Origin of the sequence: Gordonia mangrovi (assembly GCF_024734075.1) — a bacterium.
GTDB classification, from domain to species: domain Bacteria; phylum Actinomycetota; class Actinomycetes; order Mycobacteriales; family Mycobacteriaceae; genus Gordonia; species Gordonia mangrovi.
This window is the reverse complement of the sequence record NZ_CP102850.1, coordinates 2,974,987-2,997,735: the sequence shown is the minus strand read 5'-3', so window position 1 is coordinate 2,997,735 and position 22,749 is coordinate 2,974,987. Positions and strand designations below refer to the sequence as shown.

The following is a 22,749-nucleotide window of genomic DNA, read 5'->3' as shown; positions in this document are numbered from 1 at the left end:
ATGCGAGGACAACGTCTCTTTTTAAACCCACAACCAGCACGACATCGGAGCACAATCATGATCAGAGTAGGGACAACAATGGCAGCGGGAGCGCTGGTCGCAAGCCTCGCACTGAGTGCCTGTTCGGCCGACGGGGATGGCGGCTATGCCACGTCGTTCGACATCGCCGTCAGCAACGCCACCGAGCCGTACTCGATCCCGTGGCTTGTCGGTAAGGACCAGGGATTCTTCGAAGATCGAGGCGTGACGATCGGCGACATCGTCCCGAGCAAGGGCGGCGGCACGACTATCCGCAACATGCTCAGCGGCGACCTGCCGATCGCCGACGTCGGATTCACCTCCGTGCTCGAAACCCAGGGATCTGGAGCCGATCTAACCGTCGTGGGCGGCGCCACGCAGAGTGTCTACGGGCTGGACTTCTACTCGCTGTCCAGCAACGCCGACATCGAAGGCATCAATGACATCTCGCGGTGGGCCTACACCAACCCGCAGTCGGTCACCCAGGCGCTGACGTTCATTCTTCCGCAGGTGGCCGGCGCAACACAGCCGATCGAACGGGTGTCGTCGGGTGGGGTCGGAGAAGGAGTCGCCCTCCTCGAAGCCGGCGACGTCGACGTCGCCGTGGTGCCGCCATCAGTCGTTGCCAAAACCGACAAATTCCGCGTGGCAGTGTCGAGTGCCGACTATCTCGAAAAGTTCCAGCAGAGCGTCATCACCACCACTCCCGAGTTCGCCGCCGACAACCCGGACACCGTGCGGGCGGTGGTCGCCGGCTACGCCGAATCGGTCGACCACATCCGAGCGCATCCTGATGACGCCGCCCAGCTCTATGCCGACTACATCGGTATCGATCTCGAAGCGGCCAAAACGATTGTGGGCAAGGCAGTTCAGTACGACAACTGGGGAGCGGGTTTCAACGCGGACGCGATCGAACAAGCGGTTCAGGCGCAACGCGTCGCCATGGATACCGACGACCTCGAATTCTGCAATCTGTTCCACGACGACTTCCTACCCGACGACGTCTCCGACACCCTCCCCGACGAATGCAAGTGAGCACACCATGAACACCAAATCCCAAGCAGCGCCCGGCTCAGTGATCGACCCACCAACACCGATCGTGCAGGCCAGCGGTGTCGAACAACACTTCGGTTCGGTACACGCACTCGGTCCCGTCGACCTCACGATCGAGCGCGGTGAGTTCGTATCCATCGTCGGGCCGAGTGGTTGCGGCAAGTCGACCCTGCTCGAGATCGTCGGCGCACTACAGGACCCGTTCCGAGGAACGGTAGAGGTCGGCGGATCACGGCTCAACGGTCCTCGGCGTCACACCGCGATCGTCTTCCAGGAGTCGGCAACGCTGCCCTGGCGCACCGTGCTCGACAATGTCGCATTCGCTCTGGAGGTCAGAGGCGTCGGCAAGCGAGCACGCCGCGATCGAGCTCGCGAACTCGTCGGAGCCGTCGGGCTGAGCGGGTTCGAAGACCACTACCCTGCACAGCTGTCCGGGGGTATGCGACAGCGCGTGGCCATGGCACGCGCGATGTCCATGGAACCCGACCTGATCCTCGCCGACGAGCCCTTCGGTGCACTCGACGAACAGACACGGATGCTCATGGCAGAGGAGCTGCTGCGCGTGGTCTCGACCATCGGTTGCGGCGTTCTGTTCATCACGCACAGCATCCAAGAAGCGGTGCTCCTCTCCGACCGAGTGCTGGTGATGGGAAGGCGCCCAGGAACGTTCATCGACGAAGTGCCGATCACGCTGCCGCGACCGCGGGCCCATGCTGCCCTGTCGGAAGCCTCTGCCACGGCCGCCCAAGATCGGATCTGGAGCCAGATTCGAGCAGAGGCCGAAGCTGCGATGGGACAACAACGGTGAGCGCACGGTCATCGGTCGTACCATCGTATGTCCGCCCGACACCGCGCCGGGTGTCCGGCCTACCGGCTCCGGCATGGACGGCCGTGATGGTCGTTGTCGCGATCCTGGGTCTGGAGCTCTACGCGCGCTCGGGTGCCATCTCACGTCTTGACCTCATCCCGGTGAGCGAGATGGCTTCGCGGGCCGCAGAGTTGCTCGGCAACCGAGAGTTCGTCGTCGACGCACTGATCCGCAGCCTGATGCTCATCTGCGTCAGTTTCGTGGCGTCCGCAGCAACCGGTATCATCGTCGCCTATCTGATGTCTCGGTCGTGGTGGGTCCACCGCGCGGTCAAGCCGTACATCAACGTCTTCTATGCGTTGCCGATCTTCGCCCTCTACCCGGTGATGGTCGTGATGTTCGGTACCGGCATACTGCCGATCATTCTCCTGGCCACGTTGTTCAGCGTCGTGATCGTGATCTCGAACTCGCTGGTCGGGTTTGAGGCCACCCCGACGATCGCGCGGAAGCTGGCGAAGTCTCTCGAGATGACGACCACCCAACAGTTTCGGAAGATCCTGCTCCCATCTGCACTCCCCGATATCCTCGCCGGCCTCAAACTAGGGCTTTCCTATACGATCATCGCAGTATTGGCCACCGAGTTCATCTTGGCTACTTCGGGTCTCGGCCATGTGGTAAACGAGGCGTACAACAATTTCGACACCGTGGACATGTACGCGGGCATCCTCTTCGTCAGCGCCTTTGCCCTCGTGGCCAACCTCGCGCTCAGCGCCGCACTGAAGTCGTTCGATTGGAGAAGGCGATGACTTCGACCGTCAAGTCGACACCCGTTCGTTCCAGGACGCTGCGTGCAGCGCCACCATGGGTACCACCCATCCTGCTCGCCGGCGTGGTTCTCCTCGCTTGGGCCGTCACAGCTTCACTCGCCGACAGCGCCGTCTACCCCGGTCCGATCGAGGCGTTGCAGAGTTTGCTCTCAGACATCGGCAGTAGCCGTCTGCAGAACAGCATTGTCGACACCACCCGAGTTCTACTCCTCTCCTACCTGGCCGCCGTAGCGGTCGGATCGATCGCCGGGATGCTCCTCGGATTGAGCGCTTTCTGGTCCACCGCGACACTGCCTGTTGTGTACGCACTCAACAGCATTCCGAAGATCGTTCTGTATCCGATATTTCTGCTGTTTCTCGGTATCGGCGACTTCAGTCGAGGGTCCTTTGCATTCGTCTCCGGGGTCTTGCCGATGTTCTTGATCATGGTCGAGGCAACGTCCAACGTCAGTCGTCTCCACCTCAAGCTCGCTGCCAGCCTGGGTATGTCACGGATCTCCCTGATGCGGCGCATCGTCGTACCGAGCGTCCTTCCTTCATTCGCCTCGGGCATGCGCTTGTGCTTCGGACTCACCCTCATCGGACTCATCTTGGCCGAGATGTTCTCCAGCTCCACTGGGCTCGGCTACGAACTGCTGCGCAATCTGTCCCTGGCGCGGGTGGAAGACATCCTCGGTCAGGTGATCTTGATCGGATTACTCGCGCTGATACCGACCTTCGCGCTCCAGTACCTGGAGATTCGGATACGCAATCGTTACGAGGTGGCACCATGACAACGACTCCGACCACCGGCATCGCCGACCCCGCCGCGTTGCCGACAGAACCCGACGGCGTCACCGGACGCCTCGCAACCTGGGTCGCATCACTGAGCTACGACGACATCCCGGCCGAGGTCCGTCTACGAGCCGCTCATGTGATGCTGGATGGGCTGGCATGTGCTTTGGTCGGCGCACGCCTGCCCTGGTCGGTGCGCGCTGCCGAGGCTGTCCTCGCCATGGAGGGACAGGGAGACGTCCCCATCCTGGGTTGGGCGCGCACCACCTCAGCGCCCGCCGCCTGTCTGCTGAACGGCACCTTCATCCAGGGTTTCGAGCTCGACGACTATCATGTGCATGCCCCGCTGCACAGCAACTCACTGGTACTCCCCAGTGCCATCAGCACGATCACCATGCTCGACCGCGCTGTCTCCGGTGACGAGTTGCTTACTGCGCTGGTTGCCGGTTATGAGGTCGGGCCACGCGTCGGACTCGCATTACATGGAGCTGAAATGCTCTCTCGTGGATGGCATTCCGGAGCAGTGTTCGGAACACATGCGAGTGCTGCTACCTCTGCCTGGCTCCGCGGGCTTGACGCAGCACAAGTCGAAGACGCCCTTGGGCTTGCTGCCACCCAGTCGGCGGGCCTCATGGCAGCTCAGTATGAGGCGATGTCCAAGCGGATGCACCACGGCTTCGCGTCCCGCAACGGTTGGTACGCGGCCGGACTCGCGCAGGCGGGATACACCGGAATCAAACGTGTCTATGAGCGGCCCTACGGCGGATTCCTCGCCACATTCGGCGAGGGACACAATCCAGACGCCGATCTCATCGCTTCCGATCTCGGTCGTGAGTGGACACTGATGGATACTGCTGTCAAGGCCTACGCGTCCATGGCGGCAACGCACGCCCCGATCGACTGTGCGCTCGAAGCGCGCTCTCGAGGAATCGCAGTTGACGACATCGAGTCCGTGGACATCGAAGTTTCTCATGCCGCTTATCATCACGGGTGGTGGGAGCCCACCAGACCACTCGAGACCATCGGCGCCCAGATGAACATCGGCTACACCGTCGCGGTTGCCCTCCTCGACGAGCAGGTCTTGGCCGAACAGTTCACCAGCGCGCGTATCGACTCCGACGACGTCTGGCGACTGCTGAACCGCATACGTGTACATCACCGTGCGGACTTCGATGGTCCGCAGAGCCGATTCCGCGCTCGTATGCGCCTCCAACTCCGCGGTGCTGCGCCAGTCACCTTCGAGGTCGACGGACCGCTCGGTGGCGCGACGCGACCCCTCTCGAATTCCGACATTGTGACCAAGGCCCGACGACTCGCCGATTCCATCGGGATCACCGCACGTTGGCACGAGATCGAGAGCCGTGTACTCGATCTCGAATCGGTGACCGACGCATCCGAGATCGTCAGACTCGTCGCAGCCGACGTTGCTGCGTTGCCTGTATCCCTCTGATCAGAAAGATCTCATCGATGACCAATCTCGCGGATCTGTTGACTGGTACGGCCGCCCGCCACGGCGACCGTGTGGCCGTGGCGTGTGGAGACACACGATTGACCTACGAGCAGCTCGACCGGGCGGCGAACCAGGTTGCGAACCTGTTGGTGGCGCACGACGTCGAACCCGGCGACAAGGTCGCGATGTCGTTTCCGAACCTTCCGCAGTTCACGATCGTCTATTTCGGGATTCTCAAGACCGGAGCTACGGTCGTCCCGTTGAACGTGCTACTCAAGAGTCGCGAGATCGCCTACCACCTCGATGACTCGGACTCAATCGCCTATGTGGCCTTCGAAGGCTCTCCGGAGCTCTCCATCGGGCAGGCCGCAGCGAGCGCATCGGAAGAATCCGAATCCTGCCGGTCACTGATCGTCGTACCCGCGGACCTCAGCCATGCGCCGTGGGCGTCTGAACCAACGGGTTTCGACACAGTCGCGGTCGAAGACGACGCAACCGCAGTCCTGCTCTATACGTCAGGGACCACCGGTCGGCCGAAGGGCGCTCAGTTGCGGCACAGCAACATGCGCAGCAACGCAATCGTCAGCGCTGAGCTGTTCGGATGCGACGAGGCAACGCCCGACACCTACCTGTGCGTGCTGCCGTTGTTCCACTCCTTCGGCCAGACGGTCATCCAGAACAGCGCAATCGCTCTCGGCAGCAAGATTGTCATGCTGCCCCGCTTCGATGCCTCGACCGCACTGCAGTTGATGCGGACACATCGCATCACGTTCTTCGCGGGAGTGCCGACAATGTACTGGGCACTCTTGCGCGCGGCTGACGATGGCATCGATGTGTCTGGGGTCGCCGACAACCTCCGGATCGCGGTGGCCGGCGGCTCAGCATTGCCCGGCGAAGTCCACAAAGACTTTTTCGACCAGTTCGGCGTCACCATTCTCGAGGGTTACGGGCTATCGGAGACATCACCGGTCACATCATTCTCCGTGCTCGGCGAGCCACCGCGCATCGGATCGATCGGCGTTCCGATCCCCGGCGTGGAAATGAAGCTCATCAACGATGATTGGTCTGAGGTTGCCGACGCCATCAACGACGATGGCTACACCGCCATCGGCGAGATCGCCGTCCGCGGTCCGAATGTCATGAAGGGCTACTACCAGCGGCCGGATGCCACGCGTGAAGCGATACACGACAACTGGTTTCGAACAGGGGACCTAGCGCGTCGCGATGACGACGGGTGGTATTACATCGTCGACCGGAGCAAGGACATGATCATCCGCGGCGGATACAACGTGTACCCGCGCGAGATCGAAGAACTGCTGATGACCCACCCAGCTGTGTCACTCGTTGCGGTCGTCGGAGTGCCACACGATTCGCACGGCGAGGAGATTCACGCGGTCGTCGTTCGAGACCTCCAGCACGGTGAGCTCACCGAGGCCGAACTCGTCGACTGGGCAAAACAGCGACTCGCCGCCTACAAGTACCCCCGTGTCATCAGGTTCGTCGACAGCCTTCCCATGACCAGCACGGGCAAGATCCTCAAGCGAGAGTTGTGAACGAATGGTGGCACGGCGCGTGATCACAATCGCATAGTCGCCCTGTACTGCCACCCCGGACTCGGTCGGCGACCCGAGATCCGAGGTGGCAGCCGGCGGTACCCACTCGCCAACGCAGTGTGCTCCGCGAAGAGAGCGTGGCGGCACTCGGCCGTGCCGAGCCCGATCGCCCGAGTCGATCACACCGCCATCGGCAGGATGTTCTGACAGTTCGTCTCGAGAATCTGCTCGAGTACTTTGTCGTCCAATCCTTTTCGCTTCAGCCACGGAACGATCACGCGGTGAATGTAGCCGAAGCCGTGACCTCCCCAGCGCATCAAGGTGGTCTTGAAGATGACGTCATGGGACAACACGAGACGATCGGCCAGACCTGCCTGCGCCATCGCCAAGATGACCTCGACCCGGTCACCGTCTGCGGGGTACATGAAATCTGCTTCGGGTTCGTATCCCGATTGGTACCCAAACATATCCAGTTCCGCGACGAAGCCGTGGTCGCGAACGAGTTCGATGAATCCGGGGTCACGTGCGAAACCGTCGGTATGGCCCATGATCACCCGGCTCATATCGGCCCCGAGCTCCGAGATTCGCTCAGCGATCACCCGAAGAGGTTCGAGCCCGCCGATCCCGTGCGCGTAGTACGGGTTGTGGATCGCCAGCCCCGCTCCCGTTTTGCGGTGGGCGTCCACGCTGGCGGCAAGAACCTTCTCCTCGACAGGGTCGAGGGGCCACGACAGTCCCACCTCACCGACGATTCCTGCTCGTATGTCGGTGCCGTCCATTCCGGTCGTGATGTCATCGACGATCCGTTGCGAGATCTGCTCCTCGGACATGTCCTTGAGCTCTGAAGGGTGTGACTCGGCAGTGTAGTAGGTGGAGCCGGCAACAATGTTGACGTTGGCCGCCTGCGAGATTCGACGCAGCCCCTCAGCATTTCGATACATACCGATCGGCGTCAGGTTCACCACGGTTCGCACGCCGAGGTCGGGCAGAATTCGCATCTCGTCGATGGACACTTGTTCGTCTGTCATGTGCATGTTGCCCTTGTTGGCGACCGGGTTCTCCTTCCAGTGCCACAGATTGTCGACGCGCGGGGCGGCGGCTGGGTCCGGGTCAGCCAGCGGGTCATCACCCGGGTACCAGTACACATCGCAGACGCCCTGAATGTGCTCGTGAGGCAGTGTTTGACCCATCTCGCTAGGGTCGATGTCACCGAGAACGGTGCGCAGTTTGTGTGTCATCATTTCTCCTGCAGTTTTTCACCACGAGCTGGCACGGCCCGTGGGATTGGTGCCTGGCGGGCGCCCCCGACTGCGCATATCGTCAGGCAGAACCTTCGACCACGGCCGCGACCGGGGGTGCGTCCGTGGTCGAAGACAGTTCTCCTGATTCAGTTGTCCATGAATTCTGAACAATGAACCCCCGTGTCTGGGTCAGAACGCGGTGTAGACCTTGAAAATGGTTTCCTCGATATCCCACGTTCCCGACCAGCCTTTGGGAAATACAGCGCTGTCCCCTGCCGCGATGACGTACGAACCGCCGCTGTCCTCGGTGACGGTCATCCGGCCCGTCAGCACCGTGATCGATTCGTTGGTCTCGAACAACCACCGCGATGGACCGGGCGCACATTTCCAGAGGCCGGCTTCGAGCGGGCCCTCACCCTTCCACAGAACCTTCCCGGCCGTGCTCATCGGCTCTCCGGTCCCCTCCGGCAGGGGCCCCCAGTCCTCCAACTCGATCTTCTCGGCGTCGTTGATCAGAACAGTCGACGTGGTTACAGATGTCATGGCTGATAGAACCTTTCAGTGATCAAATCGGTCGGTTTTGCGAGGTCGCGGTTCGTCAGGTGAACCGCAACGGCTGGGTGATGAAGTGACGCGACGCATCGGTCAACATCATCTCGGGCGCGCTTGCCACCTTGATCTGCGAGTAGCGCAGGGCAATTCGTTCCCACACGGTCTTGATCTCGGCTTCCGCCAGCAATCGCCCCTGACAGCTGTGACTTCCCAGGCTGAAGGTGAGACTGCGCGACTGCGCCGGCGGCCGTGTGTAGTCGAACTTCTGTGGATCGTCATACACGTCCGGGTCGCGGTTGGCGGCGCCGAGCATCAAGCGGAGTGTGCTTCCGGCGGGGACCTCGAAGCCACCGATGTCGAGATCCTCGCTCGTCGCTCTGGTGACAACAGGCTCAGGGGCGTCGTAACGCACGAGCTCGCTGACGATGTTCTGGCGGACGTCCGGATTCGTTCTGAACGCGTCGAACACCGCAGGCTGCTCAGCGAACAGCTGGAGTCCGGACGAGATCAGGTAACTCGCGTCCATATGGCCGACGGTGTAGAAGAACAACGCGGTCGCCAGTGTTTCAGCGGCTGTGATGTCACCTCGTTGCTCCGTTTCCACGAGTTCGTGGATAAGTCCGTCGCCCGGATTCTCGCGTGCATGTTCGAGGAGTTCGCGCACGCGGCCTTGGAGGTAGACGTGGGCTTGTTCGCAAGCTTCGAAGTCTTCGGGCCCCGCCACCGCACTGAGGATCGGCATGGCCATCCGCATGTAATGGCGCACATCGTCGAACCCGTCCTCGGTCACCTGCAGCACGCGACAGATGGTGCGATGTGTCGCCTCCACGGCGAGCGACGAACCATCGATCAGGCCGTCGGCGCCGATGCGATCGAGGATTTCGTCGGTGACAGACGCGGTGATCGCCACCCATTGACGGACGCGCTTCGGCGTGAACCAGTTCGAGGTGAGTCGTTTGAGTCGAGTGTGGTCAGGTTCGTCGTGACCCAGAGCCATGTCGCTCAGGACGCTCCACGCACCGGCCTTGTCCCACTCAGGCGCAATGAGAACTGACGGCAACCTCCCGTAGTGCATGAGGTCCGCGTACTTGGTGAGCACGACGGTACCGTCCTCGTCGCGACTGACCGGGGCATGTGTCTGCGCATGGGCGTAGAACGGGTAGGGGTCGCGGCGCAGTTGGGGATCTGTCCACGGAAGATGGTCCCTGGTGCGCGGCATCTCCCCGAACGGCCTGATATCGATGGCGGCCTTCGCTCGGTCACCTTCTGTGTGAGTTGTTGGCATGACGGCTCCTCTCAGTAGCGGGTCTGTTGATGATCGGTGCACTGCACGCGAGTACGGTCACGCCGAGTCATGAACGTCAGGCTCAGCGTCACTGCTGGCGCCCGATCTGGGCGTACACCTCGGGTCGGCGTCGCCGATAGATGAGCGCCAGCACCACTCCGAACACGAACAACAGGTAGATTGCCGCGAGCATCGTGTCCGAGATGACTGCCGAGGCCCCGACGAGCAAGCTGAAATTCTTGGTGGCGAACACAACGACGATTGCCAGAGGGATCACGGCGAGGACCGGGCACACAATGGAATTCCAACGGTTGACACCCGGGTGGTCGCGCCTCCGGATCAGGTACACCGGCACCGCGAGGCTGGTCAGGAAGAGCAAAGCGAGTAAGGAGTAGCTGTACACGCCCACGAATCGTGCGTAGAACATGTTCGGATCACCATCGGCGAGGACGAAGGGCACCAGGACCACCAACACCGCGACACTGGTGATCGCCGAAGCTACGTGTGGCGAACCGTGTTTGGGATGAGCAAGTCCCGCCGTCCGCGGGATGATCGCGTCGGTGCCGAGGCTGAAAAGGTATCGGGCGGTGATGTTGTGTGCGGCGAGCAGTACGGCGAAACTACTCGTCACGAGCAGTACTGTCGCGATGTCCACCGCCACCGAGCCGAGGTTGTCCTGGATGCTCGCCATCGATGCATCTGTGGCGCCAGCGGACGCCAGAACAGCTTCCGCTCCACCGGCATTGATGAAGAGCATGGTTGTGAAGGCGAAGAAGATCGCGACGATAGCGATGACGAGAAACGTTGCACGGGGGATGGTGCGCTCTGGTCGTTTGACCTCTTCACGGAAGATCAATGTTGCCTCGAAGCCACCGAAGAGCCCGACACCCATCATCAACGCGAGTCCTAGCGAACCGGAGAACACGTTGTCCGGCGCGAAAGAGTCCAGCGAGAACGCCGATGTGCCATTGCGCGCGATCACGGCGATGTCATATGCGCTGATCAGGACAAGCTCGAGGATAAGGAACACCGACAGAACCTTGGCGGAGACATCCATCCTGAAATGTCCGAGTGCGGTGACGATCACGAATACGATCGCCGTCCAGACCCACCAGGTGATGTCCGGACCGTGGAAAAGGTCGCGGCACAGCGACTCCAGGGAAACGCCCAGCAGCGCATATATCCCGACGAGGGTGAAGAAGTAGCAGATGAGCGCGATGAACGACGCGCCGAGTCCCGCCTCTCGACCCAGGCCTGCGGTGATGTAGGCGTAGAACCCTCCGGGATTCGACATGCTTCTCGACATCGCGATCAGTCCCACCGCGAATAGCGCTAGAACGACTCCTGCGACAAGAATCGCCGCAGGTGACCCGACACCGTTGCCGGTGGCGATCATCACCGGGATATAGGCCATGAACGCCACGACCGGCGCTTGAAAGGCCATCACCGTGAATACGAGGTGAGGTACTCCGAGATTCCCGGTTAAGCCGGCGGGAGATGTGGTCGCGGTCGAGTCGGTTTCCGCTGTGGCACTAGCGTCCTGGGTCATGGCTGGCTTTCTCTGAGTGAGCTGGGCTGAAGGACGGTGACATCGCGACGCGCTCCGAATGAGCCACCTGTCACGATCCTTGGGGTGTTGCGCACCTCGGTTGCAGGGCAAACCTCTACGAGGCCTCAGTGAGCGAGATGAAGTCCGGCTTCCTATTCGATCGAGAATGTCGTCGGCGAGAAGTTGACAACACGCGCAGGCGTGTCATCCCGCGACGTCGGCGCGTCCCAGTCTCCTGAACACCTCGGGCTTGCGCGCCCGGAAGTAAACGGCCAGTACAGATCCGCACAGAAGCGATGCAGCCAGAATGAAGAGGAGGCCCGTGTTCTGCCCCGGCGCTCCACCGACAACCAGGTCCAGATGCATTACGGCCAGCACAACCGTAGTCCCCAATGCGATCACAGCCAGCGCCGGGGCGATGAAGCACTTGAAGACATTGCCGCCGTTCGAAATCCCGCGACGCGCGAACCAACCGATGACCGACAGACTGACCAAACACATCAACACCAGGACGCCGACGGTGCCGAGACCGAATAGCTGTGCGTCCAGTCCTTCTCCCGCAGTGTTCGCCAAGCTTAGAATCACCAGGATCACGGCAACCACTGCGGCAACCGTTACTGATGCACGGTAGGGCGAATGGTGGCGAGGGTGAACCCGGGCGAGCCACGCCGGCAGAGCATTGTCGACTCCGAGGTTATAGGCATAACGTGCGGTGACGTTGTGCACGGAGATGGCAGCCGCCAGTTCAGATGTGATGATGAACAGGAAAGTGAGCTGTGTAAAGACCGGCGCTGCGAGATTCCCGATTGCATCTGGGAACATGGACTTCGGGTCGTTTGTCGCGGTTTCCACTGCATTCGATCCGTAGGCCGTCGTCAAGAGGTAGCACGACACGATGTAGAGCGTCCCGACGAACAGTACGGCACCGTAGGTGGCACGGGGAATGGTCTTGTCCGGGTCGCGGACCTCGTCACGAAACAGGGCCGTCGCCTCGAATCCAAGGAAGACCATGATGGCGAAGAGCATCGCGACCCCGATGTCGCCGTTGGAAAGTTCGGCGGGATTGAGCGGGGTGGCGGAGAATCCTTCGGGACCACCGCCGTGGACAAGTACAGCTACATTGAAAACCAGGACGATGGCGATCTCGAGAAGCATTGCCACACTGAGAACTTTGGCGGACACCTCGATGTGGAAGTAGCACATGACGCTGACGATGAGCCAGGACGCGATGGTCCACACCCACCATGGAATCTCCGGACCGTCGAGACTCGCGATGAACTCGTTGGCGGTCAGTCCGATGAAAACATAGCAGCCGCCGAGCATGAGCAAGTAGGAGACCACTGCCAGAAAGGCCCCTCCCAGGCCGGGGATCTTGCCGAGTCCGGCACTGATGAACGCATAGAATGAGCCGGGTTTGGGAAGACTCTTGGCCATGGTTACGTAGCCGACCGCGAACAGCAGCAGGAATACGGTGGCCATGATGAAGATCAGCGTTGCCGCGGGGCCACCGAAACTGATGGTGAACGGTATGTATCCCGCAACAACAGCGATGGGCGCAGAGAATGCCAGGACGGTGAGCAGCAACGCGCCCATGCTCATCCGGCCGGTCAACGCAGGTGTAGTAGCAGCGTCAGCATTCGATTGCGGTGAAGACGAAGGTGCGAGGGTATTCTCGGTCATGTTGGTACTCCTTGGGTACGCACAGAGCGAGTAGATGTGAGACCGCCTGTCGGCACTGACATACGATCAGGTGAATATCGGTGGTTTCAGAAAGTGAGACCCGCGAGGTTCTCCCGCGCCCACTCGATTGCGACTGTCGGGGCGTCTAAGCCGCTGTCCGCGTCGTGTCGGCCGGTCAGTCCGACTTGCCGGGCTCCCAGATCGACGATCATCTTGATCAGTATGTCGATGCCCTGGTTATAGGTGTCGTAGGTACTGTCGCCGAGACCGAATGCGGCGAATCGGTTGTGTGACAGATCCGGGCGCTTCTCCTGCAACGATTCGAAGAAGGGAACCGCAGTGTTCGGCAGGTCACCCTCCCCGTACGTCGAAGAGACCAAGATGATCAGAGCGTTGTCGCTGAGGTTCTCGACGTCGACTTCGTCCATCGCAACGACCTCGCCGGCGATGCCCATTTCTGCCAGCACTTCGACCAAGTCTTCTGCGACCATCTCGCAATTTCCGGACTCGGTTCCGAACAGAACTGCTGCTGTACTCACACGCTTACCCTTCTGCCGGATTCTCCGACTGTGTCTGTGGTGTAGATGTCATCCGCCGCAGATTGATCGAGCATGGTGGCGTCACGCGACGCTGCGATTTCCAGCATCTGTTCGAGGTCGATCAGTTTGCGACGGCAGCGACCCGGCTCGGCGGATTGGTTCTCCGTCTTCTCGATGCGTTGCCAGTCGGCGAAGCTGACCATCCGGTTCCGAATCAGCGGCTCGACGACCGCAAAGCCAGGAGATCCCACCGGCACCGCACCGCTCGCCACATCCCGTGTGATGGCGCCTGCGACGTCTCTGGCATCCTTGCGGTTCTCGGGGATGGACCCCACTGGCCCCCGTCGAAGCCAACCGACGCGGTAGACATGTGGTCCCGCCCATTCGCTTGTCGGGTTGCCCGGGATGTGTTCTGCAGCCTTGTCGAACCCGATGGCGGTGATCACGCAATCCACCATGTACGAGTGACGACCGCCGTTCACGGTGGATACCGTGACGGTCGTCGTCGGACCCCGACTCTCGACCGACTCCGGGGTTCGGCCGAAATGCAGGCGCACGTGTGTGCGCGCGTCGGCCGACTCCATCCCAGAGTCAGCAACACCGATGTGCTGACGTAGAAGATTTGTCACCGGCGTTGCATCTGATAGATCAATCCCCTCGGCACTGACGCGAATCGTTCTGAGGCTCAATAGTTCTCGCAGCATCGCCAACTCACACTTCACACCGTCCGGTGCCGATCGACTGAAGACATGGATCTTCCGCGGAGGTTTCGGCCGAAGCTGGTTCAGTGCCACGTCGCTGACATCCGAGCCATGCAGTGCAGCATCGTTTTTCGACAGGAGCCTGATGACATCGAGCGCAACGTTGCCGAAGCCGATTACGGCGACTTCATCCCCCAGCGACATGTGGCGACCCTGCCCATCAACCGGGAGCAGAGATTCGGGGAAACCGTTCAAAGTCCGCAAGAGCGCTCCGGCCCCGATGATCCGCGCGCCGGCGTGCGTCGGTATCGGCAACGCCCGATCGTCGGGCAACCCGGTGGCGAGAACAACTATGTCGAAGGCCTCGGCCACGGCGTCGAAAGGGAGGTCGCGACCCACTGCGACGTTGCCGACGAATCGCACCCCACCACGGGTGAACAACCGGTCGAATTGGCGGCTGACCGCCTTTGCGCCCTGGTGGTCGGCCGCGACTCCGTACCGTACCAGCCCATACGGGACCGGCAGTGACTCGAAAACTGCAATACGCGCACCCGGCAAGGCCTTCGCGAGGAACTGACTGACGTAGCACCCAGACGGTCCACTGCCGACAACCGCGATATTGGGATTCGGCAGCAGCGCCTGGGAAGAGAGTTTCTGTTCGTGCATAGTGACACCTTCGTGAACGGCCAGAGAACCCGACACCGATGAATTTAGACTAGAGACGCGACTCGCGTCGCATATTTGGAAGATTAGTTCGCCGTCGCATCCGCGTCCATACGAGACGTGTGACGTTTACAGGGACGTAACCAGTCGCTCTCGCGCTTCATCGAGAGCTCTCGACAGGGCGTGCGAACAACCAAGCGCGGGACAGGGCAGCGCGGATTCCATATCGACCAATCATCGACCGCCCTAGTGCAATTCGCCCATGTGCGTGCAGGACTGATCGTGCACTACATGGTGCACACAAGACGGTCGGGAGTACGCCCAGCACGGACCCGAGCTGTCAGGCACCTCGACCAAGAACACGACTGTTGTCGCATTAGTGTTACTGTCGGATTTCCAATGCAGATGAGGAGCAGTCTTGACGAAAGCAGCGAGCCCGACGATCAGCGCGGTGTGGGACGACCCGTTGGCCGGCGGGTTGCGCAAGATCCCACTCCAGGAGCGTTCCCGGACCATGGTCCAGCATGTGCTCGACACTGCCGCCGAACTCGTCCACGATGTCGGGTTCGAAGCGGTGGTGGCGTCACCGACGCTGCTACTGGACGCAACGGGTGTGAGCCGCGGGTCATTCTATGCATTCTTCGAGACACCCGAGCGAGTCCTCGATGAGCTGGCGTTTCGGCAGATCAAGCTGTCCGTCACCGATCTCGAGAACGCGATGCGACAACGAGCAGGACGTAAGTGGACCGAGATCGTTGACGTCCTCGTCGATTACTACGTCGAGGAACACCGCATTCCGCTCATCCGCGAGCTGTGGGTGCGGCAGAACCTCACTCGTCGCGTCCGAGAGCTCGACCAGCTCGCCATCACCGACCTCGCATCGCTGATGCATCGGGAATTCCGGCTCTATTCGCCACAGTTCGCCAAGCTCCGAGAACTGAACTGCGCAGTGGCCATCCACAGCCTGGAGCGACTCTGCCAGTTCGCATTCGGCGAGGCCCCGACCGGGAACCCGGCCATCATCGGCGAGGCACGGCACATGCTCACCACCTATTTCGCTGACTTCGCGGACACGTAGCGTCATCAACTTCTACTCGCGTTGCGACTCGCGCAACGACGACAACAGCTTCTCGACACTCCACATACTGCGCCGCACGTGTTCACTCATCGTTTGTTCGGCGAGTTCCGCCTCGCCGGCTCGCACTGCGTCCAGGATCTCGCTGTGCTCCGCGATGGTCACCTCGTGAAACGCTCCCCCTTCGGGTAGGAGGACCAACGCCGGGTGACAGCACTGCCGTGATTCCTCGATACCTCGAACGAGGAACGGGTTCGCAGTGACATTGGCCAAGGTGAGATGAAAGACAGCATCACTACGCATGAAGGACGCATCGTCGGCCGCTTCCATGAGTAGTGCGTGCGCCGACTCGAGTTCACGCAGTTCGGCGGCAGTTCGCCGCTCGCTGGCGAGTCGGGACGCGGACGGTTCGACGATGCACCGATACTCCATCGCCATCCGGATCTCGTCCCGCGTGGCCAGGGCCTCCCGGATCACGTCGCGGAATCGCTCCTCGTCTTCGTCCTGTCCGGTCAGCCGGACGAATGCTCCGCCGTTGCGGCCCCGACGCTGCACGATCAGCCCTTCGGATTGCAGTTGCCTAAACGCAATCTGCACCGGGGTCCGACCGATACCCAGCTTGTCGGCGAAGTCCCGTTCGGATGGAAGCGCCGAGCCAGGCGGAAGCAGGCCGAGTCGTATCTCCCGACGCACCAGGTCCGCCACGTACCGGTTGATGTCGACTCGATTGCCAGAGCGGACGGGCGGCATGTTCATGGCGCGCGAATCACGAGGATCGGGGCTGTTCACCACCCTCCCTTCACGAGCAGCATCAACAACGTGGGGCCTGCGACACGGCGTGTCGGTGTTCGCTGACGCACCAGCAAACTCTAACAATCCGACCTCGGTGTTCCCCACCGCTGAGATGCTGTCAGGCATACCGCTGACGCTCCCATTCGCTCACCGCATCCTGCCACGCATGCAGCTCCCACTCGCGGGTGTGCAGGTAATGGCGGCAGAATCGGGCGCCGAGAACGTCGTCAAGTCGCGAGTCACGCCGCCGAAATTCGCTGACCGCGGACTCCAGACTGTTCGGCAACGGGGCGTCGTGCCGGTCGAGTTCGTCGCGGGCCGGCACCACGGTGTCGACGAGACCCAGATACGCCGACGCCGCGATCGCCGCGAGCGTGAGGTAGGGGTTGCAGTCGGCACCCGGGCGTCGCAGCTCGAACCGACTCGATCGCGGTCCACGCAGCAGCGCGCGCAGTGCAAACGACCTGTCGTCGGGGCCGCAGCCCGCAGTGACCGGAGCGAAGTAGCCGGGTACCAACCGCTTGAAGGAGTTGATCGTCGGGTTGTAGATCACGCTCATGGCAGGCAGGTGTTGGACAATGCCCGACGCGCAGCGCCGGTAGAACTCGTCGTGTGCATCGTCAACGGCACCCCGCAGGGCGTTGTCGCCCCCCTCATTCCAGAACGAGAAGTGCACGTGCGCGCTGGAACCCTCTTCACGCGCGATCGGTTTCGACATGAAACACGCACGAAGGTCGTGGCGCCGGGCGGCCTCGGTCGCGGCGGTACGCAGGAGTGCAGCGATGTCGGCTGCATCGAGCCCGACTGCCGGATCGACATTCACCTCGATCAGTCCCGGCGCCCCCTCGCTGTGCACCACCGACAGACCCAACCGCATGGCCTCCGCGTAACTCCGGAACGTCGCAACGAAGTCAGCGACCTGTGCCAACGGTGCCATGCTGTAGCTGAGTCCGGACGTCGCCGGTTCCCACGAGTCGGCGCGGAACAATCGGAACTCGAATTCGAAGGCCGCCATGATCTGCAGTCCGCATTCCGACAGCGCCGTGAGTGCGCGACGAAGCACTCCTCGCGGGCTGACCTCGCATGTCGAACCGTCGGTGTTGTTGAGGTCGCCGAGCACAAGGTAGGCATCGTCGTTCAGCCACGGCATGCGGCGGACAGATGCTGTATCAGGTTTCAGCAGCAAGTCTTTGGACCCCGCCGTAATGCCGATGTCGGTGAGTGTGGTGATCGGTTCGTCAACCGGGTCAACGGCCAGCAATAGATCGGTAGTCGGCAGACCCACGGTGCGCGCGCTCTCGGACTCGAGCTCGGACGGCACCACCAGCTTGCCGCGCAGATTTCCATTGATGTCGGGAAAGAGCAGGGCAGCACTACCCGCACCGGCGGGCAAGACGTGGCTATCGGCGGATTCGCCCGTCCGGTCTGTCACACCACACTCGTGGCTACGAGCATCAAGGGATTGTGTGTGCAATGGTTCCTCCCGGCGACGAGCCGATGGGTGCCGCGTCCGCAACACGGGCACGTAAGGATTACTGTACGATCCTTTTTATCAGACTGCGGTCGCATTAGCTACCGGCAATCCCCAACACTAACAGCGTTCGGCTTGACGGAGTCCTTGCAATACCGATAAAAAGGATCGCATTGCACTCCTTTAACTCTCCTCCTGCGCCGCAGCCGACGGTGCATTGACCGCAAACCCCGAAAGGACCGGAACCATGACTTCCGTACAGACCCGCCACGCACTCGAGACGCGCGCACTCGATCACTTGTGGATGCACAGCAACGACCTGGAGTGGGACGACCTGCAGGAGGGTGGCCTACGCGTGTTCAGCCGCGGTCATGGTTCCACCCTCATTGATGTACACGGCGCCGAATACATCGACGGCCTCGCCGGACTCTTCGTGGTAGCCGCCGGTCACGGACGCACCGAGATAGGCGAGGCGATGGCGCGTCAGGCCGGCGAGATTGCCTATACTGCAGCCTCGAACGCGGCGAATCCGGTGAACATTGCACTCGCGGAGAAGATCAGCAGTCTCACGCCGGGGGACCTGAATCGGGTGTTCCTGTGCTCAGGCGGTTCCGAGGCGGTCGAGAGTGCGATGAAGATTGCCAAACAAGTTCAGGTCATGCGCGGACATGGTAAGCGCTACAAGATCATTGCGCGTCGCGGCTCCTACCATGGGACGACGTTCGGGGCAGCAAGTCTGACCGGCAGTGCGAGTGAGAAGTACTTCGGCCCCTTCATGCCCGGCGTCAGCAAGGTCCCCAACCCGAATCAGTACCGCAATGACTTCGGACTCGACGGAGAGGCGGGAGACATCATGTGCGCTCGCTTCATCGAGCAAGAGATCCTCGCACAGGGGCCCGAGAACGTGGCGGCGGTCATCGGTGAACCGATCTCCGTGGCCAACGGTACCCATCTGCCAAGCCCGATCTACTGGCAGATGTTGCGTGACATCTGCGACCGGTACGGCGTTCTACTCATCATGGACGAAGTCATCACCGGCTGGGGACGCACCGGGAAATGGTTCGCCGCAGAGCATTACGGCGTCGTTCCGGACATCATGACAATGGCGAAGGGACTGTCGAGCGGATACGCCCCGGTTGCCGCCGTCGCGGTGCGGTCGTCTATCTTCGATGACTTCCGCCCGACCGGGCAAGCTCTCAACCACTTGATCACGTTCGGCGGGCACGCTGTGGCTGCGGCCGCCGCCCTGAAGAACATCGAGATCCTGGAGCGCGAAAACCTCGTCCAACGATCGGCCGAGATGGGCACCTACCTCTACGATCTGGCTCAAAAGCTGCGCAGTCATCCGACAGTCGGCGATGTTCGCGGTGGACTGGGCCTGCTCTGCGCGATCGACTTCGTCAAGAACAAGGACACCCGAGAGGCGTGGGGCACGTCGCATCCGTTCATCAAGTTCCTGGCACTGCGCACACAGGAGGAGGGGCTGGTCACCCGAGTCTGGGACGTCCTGCACCTGGCACCGCCCTTCGTCCTGACCCGCGACGAAGCCGAACGCGCCATCGACATCGTCGACCGCTGCCTGACCGAGGCCGAAGCGAAGTTCGCGGATGAGATCCAGTGACCACCGCACCCGATCCAACCGCCACCCACGAGTCAAACACGTCAGAGGTCACAGCGCACACCCCGATCATCGGAGTCTGCGCGGCTTTCGAAACCGCAACCTGGGGATTCTGGCAACAGCACGCTGCCATCGTCCCGAGTACCTATCTCAACAAGATCGCTGCGGCGGGGGCGATCGCCGTCGGACTGGCGCCCGATGAGCGAGCCGCCCGCAATCCGGAGTTGATCCTCGACCGAATCGACGGACTGATGCTGATCGGGGGTCTCGACCTGACCCCTGGATCCTATGGCGCAGTGCGGACGCGCAAGACCGAGGCCACCGAGCCGCTCCGCGACACGTTCGAGCTGAACCTCACTCGTGCGGCGATGCATCGCGACATGCCGATCCTGGGTATCTGCCGCGGCATGCAGATCCTCAATGTCGCAACCGGCGGGACGCTGCATCAGCATCTGCGCGACGAAGGGTTCGCCGAGCATCGGCCCCGCCCGGGACGGCTGGACGGCGAAACCTTTCACCAGGTCGCGGTTCGTCCGGAGTCGCACGCGGCAGCGTTGTCCGGCAGCGGAATCCAGGTGGTCAACTCTCACCACCACCAGGGTGTCGCTGTGTTGGGAGAAGGAGCCGTGGTCACCGCGCACGCCCTCCCCGATCGACTGCCCGAAGCAGTCGAGTGGCCACGCCACCGCTACGTCCTCGGAGTCCAATGGCATCCGGAAGCCGTCGAACTCACCCACGCCCTGACCGATTTCGTGGCCCACACCACCCCTATGCACGCAGGAGCATCACTGCCATGACTGTGATCGATGTGATTGAACCAGCCACCGAGCAGGTGCTAGCGACGGTGGAACGAACGACCGAGATGCAGCTCGACGAGCTCATCGAATGTGCTTCTCGCGTCCAGAAGGATTGGGCAGCAGAAGCTCCCGCGACACGCGCGCGTGTCCTGTTGGCCGTCTCGTCGGCGATAGATCTCCACACCGAAGAACTCGCCGAGCTCGAGTCCCGAAATGTCGGCATGCCGATCTCCGACGCGCGCGGTGCGATCGCCGGTGTTGCTGCGACGTTCCGCTACTACTCCGCAGCACCGGAGCGGCTGCTTGGTCAGACGATTCCGGTCGAGGGCGGTGTCGACATGACATTCCGTGAGCCGATCGGTGTGGTCGGATTGATCACTCCATGGAACTACCCGATGACGATCGCCGCGTGGAAGGTCGCGCCGGCGCTCGCCGCCGGGAACGCCGTAGTGGTCAAGCCTGCCGAATTGACACCGTTGACCACGATCCGGATGGCCGAGCTCGCAGTCGAAGCCGGATTGCCGGAGGGTTTGCTCAATGTCGTTGTGGGAGCTGGCTCATCGGTGGGACGGCGGCTCGTCGAACATCCCGGAATCGGGAAGATTGCATTTACCGGTTCCACCGCCGCCGGCAAGGACATTGCACGGCGCGCTGCCGACTCGATCAAGCGGGTGACACTCGAGCTTGGCGGAAAATCCGCAGCGCTGGTCTTTGCAGACGCTGATCTCGGCTCAGCGGCTGAGGGGCTGGTGGGCGCGGTCTTCGGCAATTCGGGTCAGGATTGCTGCGCTCGTTCCCGGGTCTTTGTGGAACGATCTGCGGTGGATAACTTTCTGGCGAAGTTACACGATGTCGTCACCGGGATCACTGTTGGTGACCCCCTACAAGATTCCACTCAGATGGGGCCCTTGATCTCCGCCGGCCATGCAAAGCGGGTGGAGGAGTACGTGTCGGATGCCGATGTCTTGGTGCAGGGCACAACCCCTTCGGGTCCCGGCTATTGGTTTCCGCCCACCGTGCTGCACCCGGCCGGCGACGTCGACCGTGCGGTGCGCGAAGAGATTTTCGGCCCGATCGTCGCAATTCTTCCCTTCGACGACGAGAACGAGGCGATCACGCGGGCCAACAACACGATCTACGGTCTGGCAGGCTCCGTCTGGACCTCGAACGCAGCTCGCTCCATGCGGGTCGCGCGAGCGATGAATGCCGGCGCACTCGCCGTCAATTCATATTCGTCCGTGCGCGTATCGACACCATTCGGTGGATTCAAACAGTCAGGTTTGGGCCGCGAACTGGGGCCCGACGCACTCGACGCGTACACCGAGGTCAAGAATGTGTTCTTCAACACGAATGACTGACGGCGGGACCGGCTCCGCCCGGGTGAAGCGCGGCATGGCCGAGATGCTCAAGGGTGGCGTCATCATGGACGTGGTCACCGCCGAGCAGGCCAAGATCGCCGAGGATGCCGGTGCGGTGGCGGTGATGGCGCTTGAGCGTGTCCCGGCCGACATCCGCGCGCAGGGCGGCGTGTCGCGGATGAGCGACCCGGACATGATCGACGGGATCATCTCGGCGGTGTCGATCCCGGTGATGGCCAAGGCGCGTATCGGGCATTTCGTGGAGGCCCAGGTGCTGCAGAGCCTCGGCGTGGACTATGTCGACGAGTCGGAGGTGCTGACCCCGGCCGACTATGCCAATCACATCGACAAGTGGGCGTTCACGGTGCCGTTCGTGTGTGGTGCCACCAATCTGGGTGAGGCGTTGCGCCGGATCACCGAGGGCGCGGCGATGATCCGTTCCAAGGGTGAGGCCGGCACCGGTGACGTGTCGAACGCGACCACGCACATGCGCAAGATCCGCGATGAGATCCGCCGGTTGACGTCGTTGCCCACAGACGAGCTGTACGTGGCGGCCAAGGAGCTGCAGGCGCCCTACGACCTGGTCGTCGAGGTCGCCGAGGCCGGCAAACTGCCGGTCACGTTGTTCACCGCCGGTGGTATCGCCACCCCCGCCGATGCGGCGATGATGATGCAACTCGGTGCCGAGGGTGTGTTCGTCGGGTCGGGGATCTTCAAGTCGGGTAACCCGGCTCAGCGTGCGGCGGCGATCGTGCAGGCCACCACCTTCCACGACGATCCCGACGTGCTGGCGAAGGTGTCGCGCGGGCTCGGCGAGGCGATGGTCGGCATCAACGTCGACGACATTCCGCAGCCACACCGCCTCGCCGAACGAGGCTGGTAGCCGATCTGCTGATCATGTGGACGCGGCGACCATCGGCCCCGACGACATCGCCGACGCCCGCA

At 61.9% G+C, this 22,749-nt stretch carries 20 protein-coding genes; 11 read left to right on the top strand and 9 right to left on the bottom strand.

The window, feature by feature from the left end:
• The 6 genes from NWF22_RS13550 (at nt 1) to NWF22_RS13525 (ending at nt 6,483) form a co-directional block, all read left to right on the top strand.
• Nucleotides 1-1,053: an ABC transporter substrate-binding protein gene (locus tag NWF22_RS13550; RefSeq protein WP_258321140.1), complete on the top strand. Its 1,053-nt coding sequence runs from the start codon at nt 1-3 to the stop codon at nt 1,051-1,053.
• 7 nt (nt 1,054-1,060) lie between these two features.
• Nucleotides 1,061-1,879, top strand: a complete 819-nt coding sequence (locus NWF22_RS13545) for an ABC transporter ATP-binding protein (RefSeq protein ID WP_160904042.1) — start codon at nt 1,061-1,063, stop codon at nt 1,877-1,879.
• An 86-nt stretch (nt 1,880-1,965) separates the two neighbouring features.
• A complete protein-coding gene (locus NWF22_RS13540; RefSeq protein ID WP_202399028.1) occupies nt 1,966-2,685 on the top strand; it encodes an ABC transporter permease in 720 nt (239 codons plus the stop codon).
• Nucleotides 2,682-3,479, top strand: a complete 798-nt coding sequence (locus tag NWF22_RS13535; protein ID WP_160904040.1) for an ABC transporter permease — start codon at nt 2,682-2,684, stop codon at nt 3,477-3,479. Before NWF22_RS13540 ends, NWF22_RS13535 begins: the two co-directional genes overlap by 4 nt.
• On the top strand, nt 3,476-4,930 hold the full coding sequence (locus tag NWF22_RS13530) for an MmgE/PrpD family protein (protein ID WP_160904039.1): 1,455 nt from the start codon (nt 3,476-3,478) through the stop codon (nt 4,928-4,930). The genes NWF22_RS13535 and NWF22_RS13530 overlap by 4 nt, the downstream gene beginning before the upstream one ends.
• 17 nt (nt 4,931-4,947) lie before the next feature.
• Nucleotides 4,948-6,483, top strand: coding sequence for a long-chain-fatty-acid--CoA ligase (locus NWF22_RS13525; RefSeq protein ID WP_160904038.1), 1,536 nt, complete (start codon nt 4,948-4,950; stop codon nt 6,481-6,483).
• A 179-nt stretch (nt 6,484-6,662) separates the two neighbouring features.
• On the opposite strand, the gene NWF22_RS13520 is transcribed toward NWF22_RS13525, so the two are convergent.
• The 7 genes from NWF22_RS13520 to NWF22_RS13490 form a co-directional block, all read right to left on the bottom strand.
• Entirely contained in the window at nt 6,663-7,673 is a 1,011-nt protein-coding gene (locus tag NWF22_RS13520; RefSeq protein WP_160904037.1) for a phosphotriesterase family protein, read from the bottom strand.
• A gap of 240 nt (nt 7,674-7,913) precedes the next feature.
• A complete protein-coding gene (locus NWF22_RS13515) occupies nt 7,914-8,267 on the bottom strand; it encodes a cupin domain-containing protein (RefSeq protein WP_202399017.1) in 354 nt (117 codons plus the stop codon).
• Between the two features lie 55 nt (nt 8,268-8,322).
• Complete coding sequence (locus tag NWF22_RS13510) at nt 8,323-9,186, bottom strand: cytochrome P450 (protein WP_258321139.1); 864 nt, start codon at nt 9,184-9,186, stop codon at nt 8,323-8,325.
• A gap of 463 nt (nt 9,187-9,649) precedes the next feature.
• Complete coding sequence (locus tag NWF22_RS13505) at nt 9,650-11,110, bottom strand: APC family permease (protein WP_258321138.1); 1,461 nt, start codon at nt 11,108-11,110, stop codon at nt 9,650-9,652.
• 204 nt (nt 11,111-11,314) lie between these two features.
• On the bottom strand, nt 11,315-12,790 hold the full coding sequence (locus tag NWF22_RS13500; RefSeq protein WP_233751912.1) for an APC family permease: 1,476 nt from the start codon (nt 12,788-12,790) through the stop codon (nt 11,315-11,317).
• A gap of 86 nt (nt 12,791-12,876) precedes the next feature.
• Nucleotides 12,877-13,281 (bottom strand): flavodoxin domain-containing protein, encoded by a 405-nt coding sequence (locus tag NWF22_RS13495; protein WP_202399015.1) that lies wholly within the window; start codon nt 13,279-13,281, stop codon nt 12,877-12,879.
• Nucleotides 13,282-13,325: 44 nt separating this feature from the next.
• On the bottom strand, nt 13,326-14,696 hold the full coding sequence (locus NWF22_RS13490) for an NAD(P)-binding protein (protein ID WP_160904034.1): 1,371 nt from the start codon (nt 14,694-14,696) through the stop codon (nt 13,326-13,328).
• A 415-nt stretch (nt 14,697-15,111) separates the two neighbouring features.
• Between NWF22_RS13490 and NWF22_RS13485 the strand changes: the two genes are divergently transcribed.
• Complete coding sequence (locus tag NWF22_RS13485; protein WP_233751910.1) at nt 15,112-15,771, top strand: TetR/AcrR family transcriptional regulator; 660 nt, start codon at nt 15,112-15,114, stop codon at nt 15,769-15,771.
• A 12-nt stretch (nt 15,772-15,783) separates the two neighbouring features.
• Here NWF22_RS13485 and NWF22_RS13480 read toward each other — a convergent pair whose 3' ends face one another.
• Together NWF22_RS13480 and NWF22_RS13475 are read right to left on the bottom strand one after the other, a co-directional pair.
• Complete coding sequence (locus NWF22_RS13480; RefSeq protein WP_160904033.1) at nt 15,784-16,557, bottom strand: FadR/GntR family transcriptional regulator; 774 nt, start codon at nt 16,555-16,557, stop codon at nt 15,784-15,786.
• Nucleotides 16,558-16,678: 121 nt separating this feature from the next.
• A complete protein-coding gene (locus NWF22_RS13475; protein ID WP_258321137.1) occupies nt 16,679-17,992 on the bottom strand; it encodes a glutamine synthetase family protein in 1,314 nt (437 codons plus the stop codon).
• A 286-nt stretch (nt 17,993-18,278) separates the two neighbouring features.
• Here NWF22_RS13475 and NWF22_RS13470 point away from each other — a divergent pair, with 286 nt between their 5' ends.
• The 4 genes from NWF22_RS13470 to pdxS are packed head-to-tail and all read left to right on the top strand — an operon-like array spanning nt 18,279 to nt 22,687.
• The gene (locus NWF22_RS13470; RefSeq protein WP_160904032.1) at nt 18,279-19,652 is read left to right on the top strand and encodes an aminotransferase family protein; all 1,374 of its coding nucleotides are present in this window, start codon (nt 18,279-18,281) and stop codon (nt 19,650-19,652) included.
• Nucleotides 19,649-20,446: a gamma-glutamyl-gamma-aminobutyrate hydrolase family protein gene (locus tag NWF22_RS13465; protein ID WP_160904031.1), complete on the top strand. Its 798-nt coding sequence runs from the start codon at nt 19,649-19,651 to the stop codon at nt 20,444-20,446. Before NWF22_RS13470 ends, NWF22_RS13465 begins: the two co-directional genes overlap by 4 nt.
• Entirely contained in the window at nt 20,443-21,804 is a 1,362-nt protein-coding gene (locus NWF22_RS13460) for an aldehyde dehydrogenase family protein (protein WP_160904030.1), read from the top strand. Before NWF22_RS13465 ends, NWF22_RS13460 begins: the two co-directional genes overlap by 4 nt.
• On the top strand, nt 21,797-22,687 hold the full coding sequence (pdxS, locus tag NWF22_RS13455) for a pyridoxal 5'-phosphate synthase lyase subunit PdxS (RefSeq protein ID WP_160904029.1): 891 nt from the start codon (nt 21,797-21,799) through the stop codon (nt 22,685-22,687). Before NWF22_RS13460 ends, pdxS begins: the two co-directional genes overlap by 8 nt.
• Nucleotides 22,688-22,749: the final 62 nt, after the last annotated feature.

What these genes read in the sequence shown, in the direction of transcription:
- NWF22_RS13505 (WP_258321138.1), bottom strand. Translation starts at nt 11,110, where the DNA reads ATGACCCAGGACGCTAGTGCCACAGCGGAAACCGACTCGACCGCGACC.
- NWF22_RS13525 (WP_160904038.1), top strand. Translation starts at nt 4,948, where the DNA reads ATGACCAATCTCGCGGATCTGTTGACTGGTACGGCCGCCCGCCACGGC.
- NWF22_RS13540 (WP_202399028.1), top strand. Translation starts at nt 1,966, where the DNA reads ATGGTCGTTGTCGCGATCCTGGGTCTGGAGCTCTACGCGCGCTCGGGT.
- NWF22_RS13495 (WP_202399015.1), bottom strand. Translation starts at nt 13,281, where the DNA reads ATGGTCGCAGAAGACTTGGTCGAAGTGCTGGCAGAAATGGGCATCGCC.
- NWF22_RS13530 (WP_160904039.1), top strand. Translation starts at nt 3,476, where the DNA reads ATGACAACGACTCCGACCACCGGCATCGCCGACCCCGCCGCGTTGCCG.
- NWF22_RS13545 (WP_160904042.1), top strand. Translation starts at nt 1,061, where the DNA reads ATGAACACCAAATCCCAAGCAGCGCCCGGCTCAGTGATCGACCCACCA.
- NWF22_RS13460 (WP_160904030.1), top strand. Translation starts at nt 20,443, where the DNA reads ATGACTGTGATCGATGTGATTGAACCAGCCACCGAGCAGGTGCTAGCG.
- NWF22_RS13500 (WP_233751912.1), bottom strand. Translation starts at nt 12,790, where the DNA reads ATGACCGAGAATACCCTCGCACCTTCGTCTTCACCGCAATCGAATGCT.
- pdxS (WP_160904029.1), top strand. Translation starts at nt 21,797, where the DNA reads ATGACTGACGGCGGGACCGGCTCCGCCCGGGTGAAGCGCGGCATGGCC.
- NWF22_RS13535 (WP_160904040.1), top strand. Translation starts at nt 2,682, where the DNA reads ATGACTTCGACCGTCAAGTCGACACCCGTTCGTTCCAGGACGCTGCGT.
- NWF22_RS13550 (WP_258321140.1), top strand. Translation starts at nt 1, where the DNA reads ATGCGAGGACAACGTCTCTTTTTAAACCCACAACCAGCACGACATCGG.
- NWF22_RS13515 (WP_202399017.1), bottom strand. Translation starts at nt 8,267, where the DNA reads ATGACATCTGTAACCACGTCGACTGTTCTGATCAACGACGCCGAGAAG.
- NWF22_RS13490 (WP_160904034.1), bottom strand. Translation starts at nt 14,696, where the DNA reads ATGCACGAACAGAAACTCTCTTCCCAGGCGCTGCTGCCGAATCCCAAT.
- NWF22_RS13520 (WP_160904037.1), bottom strand. Translation starts at nt 7,673, where the DNA reads ATGGGTCAAACACTGCCTCACGAGCACATTCAGGGCGTCTGCGATGTG.
- NWF22_RS13470 (WP_160904032.1), top strand. Translation starts at nt 18,279, where the DNA reads ATGACTTCCGTACAGACCCGCCACGCACTCGAGACGCGCGCACTCGAT.